We start from the raw sequence: 13,876 nt of genomic DNA, 5'->3' as shown, positions 1-13,876 counted from the left end.
CCGGCCGCGCCAATGTCAAGCTGCACCTTCAAGTGGAGAACACCATGAAAACGTCGGTAAAAGGAACTGCATTGGTAACGGGCGCGTCCTCGGGCATCGGGGCCATCTATGCCGACCGGCTCGCACGCCGCGGCTACGATCTCATTCTCGTGGCGCGCAACCAGGAAAAGCTTGACGGCGTGGCGCGCCACATATCGGGCGTAACAGGCCGCGCCGTCAAAACGGTTGCGGCCGACCTTAACGACAAGGCTGACCGCGGCAGGATTGAGGCGCTCCTTCGAGGTGGAAGCGGGATCTCGATGCTTGTCAACAATGCAGGTCTCGGAGCCGTCAGCTCCATACTCGAGACCGATGTCGACGCCATGGATGACATGATAGAATTGAATGTCACAGCGGTGACCCGCCTGACCTATGCGGCGGCGCCGGCTTTTGTGGCACGGGGAGGCGGGGCTATCATCAACATCAGTTCGGCTATGGGCCTCTGGCCGGAGCTGCTCAACGGTGTCTACGGCGCAACAAAGGCTTATGTCACGGCCTTCACCCTCTCACTACACAAGGAGCTTGCGGACAAGAATATCGCCGTCCAGGCGGTGCTCCCAGGCGCGGTGCAGACCAACTTCTGGGATGTGGCCGGTGGTGATCTTTCCAACTACCCGGACGAACGGGTGATGCAGGCAGAAGACCTGGTCGACGCCGCACTGGCCGGCTTTGACCAGGGAGAGCTTGTCACGATTCCGTCGCTCCCGGACCGTTCGGATTGGGATAGCTACGAGGCGGCGCGCCAAAAGCTGATCCCGAACCTGTCCCGAAAAGTGCCGGCGTCCCGTTATAGGCTTGCTGTCGACGCATAGCAGCGCAACTGGGATCCTTCTGCGCCTTCGAATCGACGAAAGGAGAATGCTATGACCCTTGCCGAAGTTGTTAGCGGCAATGCCGCACCGACCGTGACGAGCGATATGAAGCTCGAAGTTGTTGTGATCCCGGTGTCGGATGTAGATCGCGCCAAGGCCTTTTACGGCCGAATCGGGTGGCGGCTCGACGCCGATTTCCCGGTAGACGAGTCGTTCCGCGTTGTGCAATTCACGCCGCCGGGTTCCCCGGCGTCGGTGCACTTCGGGATAGGGCTCACATCTGCCAAACCCGACGCAGCAAGTACAACTTATCTCGTGGTATCTGACATCGAAATCGCACGCGCCGAGCTTTTGGCAAAGGGGGTTGAGGTCAGTGAGGTGTTCCACCGGGCCGGGCCAGGCCAACCGCCTATCCAGGGGCGCGATCCCGAAGGACGTAGCTACGTCTCGTTCGCGACATTCACCGATCCTGACCGCAACATATGGCTGATGCAAGAGATCACCAATCGCTTTCCCGGTAGGGTCGATGCCGATTCGACAAGCTTTGTCTCCTTGGCGGATCTCGCAGGCGCACTGCGCCGCGCGGCTGCTGCACATGGAAAACACGAAAAGCGCGACGGTGGCCGGCATGATGAGAACTGGCCGGATTGGTACGCCGAATACATCGTTGCCGAATATACGGGCAAAAAGCTGCCTCTTTAGCCTTACAAGCGGATGACAAGCTGCCGCGTGCTTCTGGAACCGAGGCTATTGATCTGGGACACAGTTGACGGTGAACCCGTCGCGTAAGGAGTATTAATGGCTACCGCGCCCCTTTTCGGCAGGTGCAAACCCCACCTGCTTGGCCAGAATGTTGTTGTCATTGGAGGCAGCGCCGGGATCGGGCTAGAGACAGCCCGGCGTGCCCGCTCGGAGGGCGCCAGCCTCATCTTGGCAAGCCCGCGACAAGAATTGTCTCGAACTGGCAGCGCAAGAGACCGGCGCGAAACACATTGCCACTTTCGACGCCAACGATGCCGACGCGCTGGAGGCGTTTTTCTGGAATCTTCCAATGTTAGTGGATCACGTCATGGTCACAGCCGGCGCGCCCCACTATCGCCCACCGCTTGAAGTGTCGCCTGAGGAGGGCGCAAAGATGTCACGGAGCATCTGCTGCTCGCGATTAATGTGGCCCGATAAGCCGTGGGCAAGTTAATGCCAGGTGGATCGCTAACATTCATTGGCGGCACTGGCGCACGTCGTCCCCGTCAGGGCCTTGCAATCGCTTCGACGGTCACGGTTGCGTTGCCTGCGCTCATCGCCAATCTGGGCCCTCGAACTGGCCCCCGCCCGCGTGAACCTGATCGCGGCCGGCTTCGTCAATACGCAACTCTCGGCGTCGTTGTTGGGCGACAATCTTGAAAAGCGGCGTGAAGAGCTGAGGCGAATTTTGCCTATCCGGCGTGTCGTCGAGCCGGCCGACGTCGCAGCGCTCGCCGTTCATATCATGAGTAACAAGGCGATGACGGGCGCGACATACGACATCGACGGCGGTCAGCAACTTGTCTCGTAGCAATGCCGAGCCTTCTGCTGATTTCTTATGTCTGATGTGTCTTGGCTAATGCGCTTCGAAATGGAACCCGCCGTTTGCGGACGCCAGGACCACAAGCGGCAACAGCACCTTGAGACGATGTTGGCTGGCCGGGTCGATCGGGGAAGATGGCGTTGAACGTATCGATAACACCGCAGCGTCGGCGCGATAGCCGTCAAGCAAGCCGCATGCATAGATGCAAATGCCCATCCATAAAGCAAAGGCCACGAGTAGCGGATCACGGCAACCTCCGCGATCATCCGATGCAGATCGGCGAAGGCCAAGGAGCTGACAGGAAGTCGAACGACAGCACAGGGCCAATGTTTGTCGGCTGCGCTCACGGCCGGGGCCATTTCTTCATCCGAGGATCATGCCTGCGGCGGAAACCAAGATCCACAATCCGAACAGCGGAACCAGGATCCACCGCGCTTGGTTGACGCTGATTTCGTTCTTCGTTTTGACGATTGCTGCGACGCGTGAATTGGTCAGCCGTTGATCGCGCATGGCACATCTCCTGTGTTGAATGCGCTAGTGATCGAATGGCGACCGCCGCAAATCCATTGCACGATAGTGTCGGCAATACTTTTGTGTTGGTCTACGAAGCAGCGTCTTCCCGCCTGATATTGAGGCACGACAAATTGTGATTGGAAGGGTATCGCTTCGGAGAGAATACCTCAGATACAGTTGATGATCACCCCGGCTTAGGTAGCTTGCAGGGCTTGAGAATCCTAGTCTTGAGCCTCAATGCAGGTCTGTTTTCAAAGCGATGGTCGGGATGTAAAATGCATACGTTGCGCGCCGATCCAAGCGGCGCCCATTCAAGAGACTTGGGTCCAGCGGCAGTCTGGAAACCCCGAGATCCGCGCCTCCGGCCAGGATGTGCTCGCCTCATAGCTTCCCGAAATCGAGCGGACATTCGAAGCGGTCTTCAAGTGGATGATCGCTACGACCTTGGGCAAGGTCACGAAACCGAAAACAGAAGGCGCGGCAATCGCGATCCTCTGCTTTTCCTCGTTCTTCATCGCGAAGAGCGACGCGTCCAGCCGATCCAGCGACGTCAGGGCCAGTTCTGCGTTTCGCAGGAGTTCCCAGGCCTCCTGCCCGCGGCGGACCTATGCTGGCATCGGCGCGCCACAGCCGATGCGCTTCGGCGCCTACACCTTGGCGGACCTTCGCGCCGGCCTCGAAAGCGCAGATGGCAGGCGCCGGGCGTCGATCTGGCCGCAATGTCACCGAAGCCTACTACTGGAGCAACGTCTTCCTGAACGCAAACGTCGTGTCGCGCTTCGTCGGCCAACCGGCCACCTACGGCGTGGCGGTCTCCGGGCGGCTCTGACAGGCCCTCAACGAGAGCGGCTACAGGAACCGCGACGACCGACACCATAGTCCTATGGACGCGTGCGGGTCGGGCTCTGCATTCTCGTCAACCGGGGACAGCACGAAAGTCAATGATGGAGACGGATCAGACTCGCCTGCTGGACGCACTGCCAGGGATGGTATGGACTGCCACGCCAGACGGATCCTGTGACTTCGTCAACCGACTTTGGCGCGAGTACACGGGAACTACGCTCGAGCTGGCGAACGCTTCCGGCTGGATCTCGCTCTTCCATCCGGATGACTTGGCGGTCGTTGAGGCGGCGTGGAAAGAAACCCTTAGCGTCACGGCGCCTGAGGAAATCAACGTGACGGCTCGGCTCCGCCGACACGATGGTGTCTATAGGCGTTTCAACCTGCAGACCCGTCCACTCAGAGACATGGCGGGAAACCTGATCGGTTGGTGCGGCGTGAACACCGATATCGAGGACCGCACGCGGGCCGAGGCTCAGTTGGCGGCGGAAAAGCGTCTGCTTGAGCTCGTCGCACGTGGTCTGCCGCTTCCTAGCGTGCTTAACGAGCTTTGTCTTCTCGTTGAGGATCTCTCGTCTGGCTCGGTGTGCAGTATCCTCTACGTCGACCACGACGGGCAGCGATTCCGGGTTGCGGCGGGCCCAAACCTTCCGGCAGACTACAACGCGGCGCTCGAAGGCTTGAAGATCGACCCGGAGTACGGCCCCTGCTCACTGGCCGTCGTATCCCGCGCGACCATTATCGCCGCCGACCCGCCGCGAGATCCTCGTTGGGCAGCGTCGCCCTGGCCGCAACTCGTCACGGGTTTCGGCTTGGCGTCGTGCTGGTCTGCCCCGATCTTTGACAGTCATAGAAACGTGCTCGGGATTTTCGCGATCTACAAGCATGTGCCGCAAGGCCCCACGGGCCAGGACGAGGAACTGGTCGACCGCTTCGCGCGCATTGCCGGCATCGCTATCGAGCGCGCCAGATCCGACCTCGCCCTGAAGGCCGGGGAGGCCAACCTCCGGCGGGCCAACCACTTCCTAGTGGGAGGGCAGCGGCTCAGCAAGACCGGCAGTTTTTCGCTGGACACGGCTTCCGACGAGCAGGTGTGGTCGGAGGAGAATTATCGCATCTGGGAGTTCGATCCGGCCGTGCCCCCGACCATAGAGATGGTCATCGCCGCCATCCATCCGGAGGATCGCGAGCAGATGCTGGAGACCTTCGCCGCGGCTACGCAAGCCAAGGAAGGGTTCGAGGTCTTCTATCGCATCGTCACGCCTGTTGGGGGCGTGAAGCACCTGCATACTGTGATGGAGATCATTTCCGAAATCTCTGACCGGGCGGTTTATCTCGGCAGCTCGCAGGACATCACCGAGAGCAAGCTGGCCGAAGCGGCTCTGAAGACGGGCGAAGCGGATCTCATGCGAGTCAACCTGTACTTAACCGCGGCCCAACGGCTCAGCAAGACGGGCAGCTTCACCTGGGGGGTTGAAACAGGCCACCTCGACTGGTCAGCCGAGTCTTACCGAATCTGGGGCATCGACCCCTCGCTACCACCTGCAATGTCGATGGTCTTGAACGGAATCCACCCCGATGATCGGGAGTGGGTCACGACGGGCATGAGCGAGGCGACGCAGGCAGGCGCCAACTTCGAGATGGTGCACCGCATCGTAACCCCCGCGGGCGTCACCAAGCATATTCGCTCGGTCGTCACACGCATGTCGGAACCCACGGATGGGCCGGCCTATTTCGGCGCACTTCAGGACATCACCGAAGCCAAAGTCGCCGAAGAGGCGTTGAAGGCGAGTGAGGCTGGTCTGCGGCGTGCCAACCGCTACCTCAAGGCCGCGCAGACCCTCAGTCGCGTTGGCAGTTACACCTGGGATGTAGATTCCAACAAGCTTGACTGGTCGGACGAGAACTATCGGATTTGGGAGGTCGACCCGGCCGTCACGCCCACGTTAGACGTCATCGTGAACGCAATCCATCCCGACGATGTAGATGTGGTCTTGAAGACCATCGATGGTGCCCGCCGGTCTGGCGAGAACTTCGATGTCATCTACCGCATTGTCACGTCGGCAGGCGTAAAGCATATACACACCGTTAGCACCCGGATTCCCGAGATCACCGATCGTATTGTTTATATCGGCAGCAACCAAGACGTAACCAAAGACCGGCTCGCTGAGGCCGCTCTTAAGGCGAGTGAAGCGAGGCTAGCGCGCGCCAACCGCTACCTAAAGATCGCTCAGTCGCTCAGCCGGATCGGCAGCTTCACGTGGGACCCAGAGTCCGATGATATCGACTGGTCAGACGAAAACTATCGGATCTGGGGCGTTGACCCGGAACAGCCTCCGACAATGGACACGATCTTCAGCGGCATCCATCCCGAGGACCTGCCCCGGGTTGCTCAGGTTACCGCCGACGGTCAGCGCTTCGGGACCGACTTCGACGTCTTCTATCGGATCGTCACGCCAGCCGGTGAGACCAAGCATGTCCACACCGTCATCGCGCGCATTCCGGAAGTCGCTGAGCGTCTCCTCTACCTGGGCAGCACGCAAGACGTCACGGTCAGCAAACGGGCGGAAGACGAACTGGCACGGGCCAACACTTACCTTACCGCGGCCCAACGCTTGAGCCAGACCGGGAGCTTTACCTGGGACGTCCATGCTGATGAGCACAATTGGTCTGAGGTCATTTACAAAGTGTTTGGGTTCGAGCCCGGTTGCAAGGTGACTATGGACATGATGATGACGGCGATTCATCCGGACGACGTGGGTCAGGTCGAGGCCCTGATCGGCGGCGCGCGAATAGGCGAAAACTTCGAGCTCGAATTCCGTGTTATTAACACCGATGGGGGTATCCGCCACACTCAAGTGGTCGGCCATCGGATCGACCAGATTCCCGATCGCCCGGTGTTCATGGGCGCGCTGCAGGATATCACGGCCAGGAAGCTTGCCGAAGACGACCTCAATCGGGCACGTGAGGACTTGGCTCATGTCGCGCGCGTGACGGCGCTTAGCACGCTCACCGCATCCATAGCCCACGAGGTCAGCCAACCACTGGCTGGTATCATCACCAATTCAAGCACCTGCCTGCGCCTGCTCGCGGCCGAGCCGCCTGACGTGGCGGGAGCCTTAGCGAACACCCAGCGCACTCTCCGTGACGGCAATCGCGCATCGGAAGTGATCAAGCGCCTGCGCTCGCTCTACGCTCGTCGCGCCCCGACCCTTGAACCCATCGACCTGCAGGAGATTGCCCGCGAAGTCCTTGCCCTTCTCGCAAGCGAACTACAGCGTCGCCGTGTGATCGTGCGAACGACCTTTGCAGGAGACCTGCCCCCCGCTGCCGCGGACCGAGTCCAGATCCAACAGGTTATTCTGAACCTCGTCCTGAATGCCGCTGAGGCCATGAGCGAGGTCACGGACCGTGTCCGAATGCTTCGGATCGCGACCCGGTGCGAACCCGATGGCGATATTTCGCTTGAAGTGCGCGATTCCGGGCACGGTATCAACCCACAGGGGACCGAAAAGCTTTTCGAGGCGTTTCAGACGACCAAACCCGATGGCATGGGCATAGGGCTGTCCATCAGTCGCTCGATCATCCAGGCCCACGGTGGCAGCCTCACGGCGGTACCCAACGGGAACGAGCCTGGAGCGACGTTCACATTCTCCCTGCCGTGCAAGGCCGTAGAGGTTGCAGGTCTCAATTCAAGGCAAGCGTAATGATGCACCGTGATCTGGTCTGCGTGGTGGACGACGACGAATCCGTTCGTGAGTCCCTTCCTGACCTCCTGAATTCCTACGGGTTCGTCACGCGCCCCTTCGAGTCGGCGGAAGCTTTTCTCGCTTCCGAAGTACTGACGTCGCCTGGGTGTCTGGTTATTGACGTCTCGATGCCGGGGATGACAGGCCCCGAACTGCAGATTCAGCTTCTGAATCGGCAAATCGACGTAGGCATTGTATTCATAACGGCTCACGCCGATGCGATGTTGGAAGCGCAAGTGCTCGAGCGCGGCGCGGTGGCTTTTCTGCTCAAACCTTTTACGGAGGAGGCGATCGTCAAGGCCGTGGAAGCTGCGCTAGGAAGGGGATGAGGGTTCCGCATGCAAAAGCCGTTCAACGCGACGATGGCCCCTCACCCGCCCTCCGCCATAGGAGTACCCCGGCCTGACAACGCTCGAAACGGTCTGTGTCGTCGACGATGACATCTCTGTTCGCGAGTCCCTCGAAGGCCACATCCGGGTCTCGGGCTGGACCGCGCGGGTGTTCCCCTCTGCGGCGAAAGCCGTTCATGGCGGGTTGTTTATCGATGCCCGCTTATCGGCACGGATAGTGACCTGAGACCCTGAAGCTCCTCCAGTTTTTGGTAGAGTCCGTCCCGATCAAGGAGACGGACGAATGAAGCGTTCACGGTTCACGGAAGAACAGGTCATCTCGATTTTGAAGGAGCAGGAGGCGGGAATGAAGACCGCCGATGTCTGCCGCAAGCACGGGATCTCGGAAGCGACCTTCTACAAATACAAGGCGAAGTTCGGCGGCATGGACGTTTCCGATGCGCGCAAGCTGAAGGCTTTGGAAGAGGAGAACGCCAAGCTGAAGAAGCTTCTGGCCGAGCAGATGCTGGACAATGCCATCCTGAAGGATGTCGCTGCAAAAAAATGGTGACGCCCGATCCAAGCGATGCGCTGTGGCCCACGCCTGCGAGCGGCATGGGGTGAGCCAGCGTCGGGCGTGCAAAGCTCTTTTCGTCGATCGCTCGAGCGTTCGCTACACAAGCATCCGGCCGGATGATGCCGTCGTTCGAGCCGCGATGAAGACGGTGGCAGCCGAACGACGCCGCTTCGGCTATCGGCGCATCCACATCATGCTTGAACGGCAAGGGATCGTGATGAACCAGAAGAAGCTGCGGCGGCTTTACAGGGAGGAGAAGCTCCAGGTCCGCAAGCGTGGCGGCCGCAAGCGGGCCTTGGGAACGAGAAGGCCGATGATCGCGCCGGGCCGGATGAACGAGCGCTGGAGCCTGGATTTCGTCAGCGACGCCTTCACAGATGGTCGGCGGTTCAGGGTTTTGGCCGTCGTCGACGACTTCACGCGGGAATGCCTGGCACTGGTCGCGGATACGTCGCTGTCGGGCGCCCGTGTCGTCCGGGAACTGGACGCCATCATCGCTCGCCGCGGCAGGTCTCGCACGATCGTCTCGGACAACGGCACCGAGCTGACGTCGATGGCGGTCCTCAAATGGTGCCAGGAGAGCGGCGTCGAATGGCATTACGTCGCGCCCGGCAAGCCGATGCAGAACGGATTCGTGGAGAGTTTCAACGGCCGATCTCGCGATGAATGTTTGAACGAAACGCTGTTCTCCACTCTCACGCAAGCGCGGGCAGCAATCGAACTATGGAAGGAGGACTACAACCGCAACAGACCACACTCAGCCTTGGGTAACATCACGCCCATCGAATTCGCCATGAAAATGGCACTGGAAAAACAGGCCGCATGAGGCCAGAAATGAAGCGTCGGACTCTCCATTGAAATGGAGGGAACAAGGGTCTCAGGTCAGTCGAACGTCACCACACCAACAACCAGGGTTGTCCCTCAACCTGTAGCGGAAAAGTGGAGCCAATCTCGCGACTGATTGGATGTCGGCCCCATGCTACCCCCGGGTATCGGCGCGGATGAAATATAGGAGGAGGGGCGCAACGCAGCTGCGCCTTCCCCAAAAACCAGCTAAGTGACAGGTCACCAGCTGGAACTGCCCCATACTACCTTACGTGCTTCGGTTGATCCATTTTGTTCAAATACCGGATGTCACGGCCACGTTGCTGAACCGGTTGCCTTGAGATCATTCTCTGAACGTCCTCTGTGAGTTCCTGAAGATCCCTTTCGAACCTTCCATCATCATCTTCATCCCCCATTTCGTTGTGGAGTTTGAATTCACTCCAGACCTTTTCTCTGTTTAGCGTGTGGAAGGGCACTTGGCACTGATATGCTACCTGAAGCGCGTTTGGTTCGCTGACCCACACCTCATCGAAACCGCCGCACATTGCGGCTCCAGCACCACGGCATTGTTCTAACGCAACAACGCTCACCCAGGTATATTTTTCATTGAGATAGCTGACTATAGATTTTGCCGATTCAGCATTTCCGCTTTCTGTTTGCAGGAAGAGAAAGAGGAATCCTCTTTCGCCGATTTTTTCAGTTTCCTGCACTACATATCTGATGGCAGTCCCATCAATGTCAGAGTTTACATAGAGGAAATTACAATCCCACCTGTGTTCAAAAAAATTAGCTGCGAGCGATACGTATTCACGAAATTCCATCGACATCCTTTCGAGTTCGCCGCCAACACGCTTGCCGCGCCGGCTCGAGCTGTGAAATAGTCACCGCTGTCTCGCCTTTCGATGGGCAGATTAGACTTGCCCTATAGTATCGGGCAGAAAGGCCGAGCCCAGTCAGCTTGATACGCCGAATGTTGCCGCGAAAGACCTGTAGGCAGGAATCATCGCCTCGCCGGAGGGCCTAGTTCGCTGAACTGGGGTTGATACGACGAAGCCAGTCGGCGGTTGCACTGGTCCACTAGCTTTCTGCGAGATGCGCTGCCGAACGTGAGTGTTCCTCGCGTTCCGTACTATTATTTCACGTGGCCTAGGCTGCCTCGACCTCTCTGAAATTCCGCCAGAGCCGATTGACTGCCGGAAATAGGTTGCTCACGCCCTCCAGCTGGGCGATACGATCGCGTACGGCATCCTCGCTGATCACATCGAGCGGCATGCCCATGTGCTGAAGCCACAAAGCCGAGAACTGCCAGTCGCAACATTTCCCACCAGAGAGCCACTCGGCGATCTTGTCAGGGCGATAGTATATTCGATTGCCCTGCCCCCGACGCATCGGCTCGGTTGCGGGCCCCAAATCGCGCATTCTCCAATTCGCTAAGCTCTGGAGGCTGGCGCCAAGAAACCTTGCCGCGAGGCGAGATGGTATCGGGCGCCATGGAGGAAGGTTTGTCGTCATGGCAACCGAGAAGAAGTGCTTTACGTCGAGGTGTTTGGCGATCCCCTTCGGTGTCCAGCTGTCCAACTGTCCAACCTCTTTTTCTTCAAAGTGATAGCTAGAAGAGATACAAGTCTGCATGGTCCGTTGCTCCGCGCACCTGGTCAGTTGGCCACTTGGACAGCCGCCGCGACAATCGGCATCAATCCCGATGTCATGACATCCACGTCTCTAGCCACCAGAGCAGTTCTGACCTCGTCGCTCGAAGCGTTTAGCCACCTTTCCACCTCCTGCCACGCCCAGACGTAGCCACGCGGCGATCTTCCAAGGCGCGGGACTGATGTCTTAGTGCTCCGCTTGCAGTCACCGAGCTTTTTCAGGATCGGAGTGATCTGCTGCACGGTTACCGTTCGCCTCATGCGCTCTTCAACGGCGCTGGCCACATCTTCTGCCAGGTACACCTGACGATTGAACGGCGCCGAACCCGTTTCCCGAAGCTCAGTGATAACCTGTTCCAGAAGGGATGCGCTGGCCCGGATCAACTCTTCTTTGGCACCGGTAAGCGGCGGCTCTGCATTCGCGTCGAAGTCTGATAGATCGAGGTGGAGGAGATAGTACTTGAAGGCCGCAACACTCTCGTCTGACATGCCTCCCTGCCAAAGTTCACTGTAGTATGCGTCCTCCCGTTTAGCGGCTTCCACCTTGCACACGAAGAGCCGCCGGTCGTCATGCTCGATGGCCATGGGCTTGTCGCTGTTGGTCATGATGATGATGCCGCGCGGCGTTCTCACGTTGAACGCATCAACCCCCTTGCGCTCGACGGACTGGATCTCCTCCGTGGTCCATCTCTTCAGGCGATTGTAAGCGGTCTTCAGCTCGTCGATCTGCAGTTCGTCGAGGGCTAGCAGACGAGTGTTTCCCAGCTCCGCCTGCCAACGCTCGCCTAGGATGCCACCGTACACCTCGCGAACATCGTTCTCATGAAACATGCGCTTTACGGCGCGCACCAAGAGGTTTTTGCCGACGCCTTGTTTAGATTGCAGCACGATAGCCGACTTGATCTTAGCAGCCGGCCGCTGGACGAGATGAGCAAGGTATTGGAGAACCCATTTCCTCTCGCCCTCGCCAGGCAAAAGATAGCGAAGATGGTCATGCCAGATCGAGGCGTCACCTTCCACCGCGGCGACGCCTCCGTCCTGCCAGGTGTTGAATGTCCGGATGCCATTTTCCTCGACGATGAGCTTGTCATTCCCAACCAGGAAGTCGTGTTCATCGGCCAAGCATGAGAGTGCCGAATTGCGGAAAGTGGTGCTGGCCAGCCGCTTCTTCTGCATATTCCGCGTGAAGGAGCGATCGAAATCGTCCTTCGTCTTGTCCCGTCCCGTCGAGATGTCAAAGAACAAACCAGTTTTGGCGTCGAGCACATATCGCCCCTGCAGTGGCACAAGCCCCGGTTCCGACTTTGCCAGCTGCACCGGGGTGCGAATCACCATTCCTTCACGGAACAGGCAGCCGTCGCACTCGGAGTTTGTTTCGGCAATCGTCTCGCATAGCTTCGGGCGGTATTTACTGGCGTGATCCAGTTTGGCCTCCGCTTCGCGATATGAGTAGCGGGGATCACGGCTGGACAGATTGTGAAAATACCGCCTCCCTTCCGGAATGTGCGCCAGAAGGTCCGCAGCATCCTTCCACTGCGGTTCTGTTAGGCGTTCGCTGCCCTCGTCACACCCTTTGAGAAAACTACATCCGGAGATCATCGCCAGAGCTCCAGCAGCATTCTTGCAGGCATCTTCGTCGCCCGACATCATTTCCTGACGAAGCGTGTCGGCTAGTTGGTGCTCGCCGGAACGCGGCGAATTGTTGGAACTCGAAGCAACCCGATCCGCGACAACGTCTTCCAGTTGCTCAAGGGTCCAGAGCCGATCACTTGACGTGCCCAAGATGCGGACAGGCTTGGCCGGCTTAGTCTTAGGATTGAAAGTGCCGGGGACCCTCAGGACACGCGCGAGATCTGCGATAGGGTCCAACTTGAGGCCATGCCGTTCCCAAGTTATTCGGGCCTGCTCATACCACGCTGACCAGAGCCGCTGAATGCGGCTCCGATCGTCCTTGCTTTCCAAAAGCAGCGGCTGCTGAAACTGCCAGATCGGGTAGAGCCCTCCCCCAGAATGGATGACCAGAGTCGGCTCGGGCAGATCGGCTTCATTTAGCAGACCGAGCGCCTGTTCCTCGGTTTTGGGGAGGTTCGTGGCAGCGTGGACCCCCGTAGCCAGGTCGATGTCGAGCGCCAAGAAGGCGAGGGCACAGGCCGTGTCCCCTCGGCGCGTGTGTTCCTCAAAGGCTTGCCCGTCGTGGAGGGCCACCGCGAGATACCGATGAACGTTATCGGGCTGCGCTGCCAGGAAGTCGAAGACGATTTCCCGATCGGCGTATGGGAAGACCGCATGCCGTCTACGTTCCCCCGACAGATCGCGTTCGAAGACAACCAGGTTTCCCCCGCTGTCCTGCCCGAACATCCGCTCGACGTAGTTCTTAATTTGTTTCCTGTCGGACTGCATGCGGACCTACCATGCCTTCCGAGAAAACAAGGTAGTCAGAAACCTGCGCGGATCTGCGTTGTCATAGTGTTCGAACTCACGAATGCGCCGAGTGCGATCGTCTTTCAGAATGATATCGGCCGCTTGCCTTATATCGTCGTCACCTGCTTCCCGAGCTGCCCAGGATTTCCAGCTTGGAACGAACGCCTTCGAAAACCAGTAGTGTCCAGACGCAAAGGCGGGATGGGGCTTCGGGCCCAACCCTGCCTGTACCAGTTCGATGAGCGCTTGCTTGGTGATGTGAAGTTTTAGAGCTACCTTGTAGTCGACCATAAGATGTCTTTCGTACTTAGCCAAATATGGGAAGAGGTCTATGGGATTTTGTTCTTTCATGTATTCCGCCTTTCGGTTCACCTGGCCGCTGCCAGTGGCGAACAGATGTTGACTACCGATGAGGGGAACAACCGAAGTGTGCTGCGTCGTGCTGCAGTCAGATCTCACCACGAGTCGCGTGATGTGCGCAGGCCGCGAACCACACAAGTGCAGCCTTTTGGACGCCGAGCATTTGAAACTCGGCATCCATGACGCGCTACTAATGCT

General features: G+C 58.8%; 11 protein-coding genes and 1 pseudogene. 7 read left to right on the top strand and 5 right to left on the bottom strand.

The annotated features are described in order from the left end of the window. The first annotated feature begins 44 nt into the window (after nucleotides 1-44). From EOA19_RS05435 to EOA19_RS35605, 3 genes are all read left to right on the top strand, one after another. Nucleotides 45-851 (top strand): SDR family oxidoreductase, encoded by an 807-nt coding sequence (locus EOA19_RS05435; RefSeq protein WP_128302942.1) that lies wholly within the window; start codon nucleotides 45-47, stop codon nucleotides 849-851. A gap of 51 nt (nucleotides 852-902) precedes the next feature. Then, the gene (locus tag EOA19_RS05430) at nucleotides 903-1,553 is read left to right on the top strand and encodes a VOC family protein (protein ID WP_128302941.1); all 651 of its coding nucleotides are present in this window, start codon (nucleotides 903-905) and stop codon (nucleotides 1,551-1,553) included. Between the two features lie 517 nt (nucleotides 1,554-2,070). Beyond that, nucleotides 2,071-2,403, top strand: coding sequence for an SDR family oxidoreductase (locus EOA19_RS35605; RefSeq protein ID WP_348629819.1), 333 nt, complete (start codon nucleotides 2,071-2,073; stop codon nucleotides 2,401-2,403). A gap of 375 nt (nucleotides 2,404-2,778) precedes the next feature. Here EOA19_RS35605 and EOA19_RS35185 read toward each other — a convergent pair whose 3' ends face one another. Next, nucleotides 2,779-2,925, bottom strand: a complete 147-nt coding sequence (locus tag EOA19_RS35185) for a hypothetical protein (RefSeq protein WP_164892852.1) — start codon at nucleotides 2,923-2,925, stop codon at nucleotides 2,779-2,781. A 691-nt stretch (nucleotides 2,926-3,616) separates the two neighbouring features. Between EOA19_RS35185 and EOA19_RS35180 the strand changes: the two genes are divergently transcribed. The 4 genes and pseudogenes from EOA19_RS35180 to EOA19_RS05405 all read left to right on the top strand — a co-directional run bounded on the left by EOA19_RS35180 (nucleotide 3,617) and on the right by EOA19_RS05405 (nucleotide 9,249). After that, the gene (locus EOA19_RS35180) at nucleotides 3,617-3,757 is read left to right on the top strand and encodes a hypothetical protein (protein WP_164892851.1); all 141 of its coding nucleotides are present in this window, start codon (nucleotides 3,617-3,619) and stop codon (nucleotides 3,755-3,757) included. A 112-nt stretch (nucleotides 3,758-3,869) separates the two neighbouring features. Next, nucleotides 3,870-7,475: a PAS domain-containing protein gene (locus EOA19_RS05420; protein ID WP_128302940.1), complete on the top strand. Its 3,606-nt coding sequence runs from the start codon at nucleotides 3,870-3,872 to the stop codon at nucleotides 7,473-7,475. After that, the gene (locus EOA19_RS05415) at nucleotides 7,475-7,846 is read left to right on the top strand and encodes a response regulator (RefSeq protein ID WP_128302939.1); all 372 of its coding nucleotides are present in this window, start codon (nucleotides 7,475-7,477) and stop codon (nucleotides 7,844-7,846) included. Before EOA19_RS05420 ends, EOA19_RS05415 begins: the two co-directional genes overlap by 1 nt. Nucleotides 7,847-8,150: 304 nt before the next feature. Beyond that, a pseudogene (locus tag EOA19_RS05405) lies at nucleotides 8,151-9,249 on the top strand (IS3 family transposase). A gap of 262 nt (nucleotides 9,250-9,511) precedes the next feature. Here the strand turns inward: EOA19_RS05405 and EOA19_RS05400 are convergent. From EOA19_RS05400 to EOA19_RS05385, 4 genes are all read right to left on the bottom strand, one after another. After that, nucleotides 9,512-10,069 carry a hypothetical protein gene (locus tag EOA19_RS05400; protein ID WP_128302938.1) on the bottom strand — a complete coding sequence of 186 codons (558 nt, stop codon included), beginning with the start codon at nucleotides 10,067-10,069 and terminating at the stop codon, nucleotides 9,512-9,514. A 325-nt stretch (nucleotides 10,070-10,394) separates the two neighbouring features. Beyond that, entirely contained in the window at nucleotides 10,395-10,880 is a 486-nt protein-coding gene (locus EOA19_RS05395; protein WP_128302937.1) for a hypothetical protein, read from the bottom strand. A 23-nt stretch (nucleotides 10,881-10,903) separates the two neighbouring features. After that, nucleotides 10,904-13,297: a primase-helicase family protein gene (locus tag EOA19_RS05390; RefSeq protein WP_128302936.1), complete on the bottom strand. Its 2,394-nt coding sequence runs from the start codon at nucleotides 13,295-13,297 to the stop codon at nucleotides 10,904-10,906. Between the two features lie 6 nt (nucleotides 13,298-13,303). Further along, a complete protein-coding gene (locus EOA19_RS05385; protein WP_128302935.1) occupies nucleotides 13,304-13,669 on the bottom strand; it encodes a hypothetical protein in 366 nt (121 codons plus the stop codon). Between the last annotated feature and the right edge of the window lie 207 nt (nucleotides 13,670-13,876).

This window comes from Mesorhizobium sp. M7A.F.Ca.US.010.02.1.1, from assembly GCF_004023085.1.
In the GTDB taxonomy this organism is placed as follows: Bacteria; Pseudomonadota; Alphaproteobacteria; order Rhizobiales; family Rhizobiaceae; genus Mesorhizobium.
Note: the sequence above shows the minus strand (reverse complement) of the source record. Positions and strands in the feature narration are given on the sequence as shown.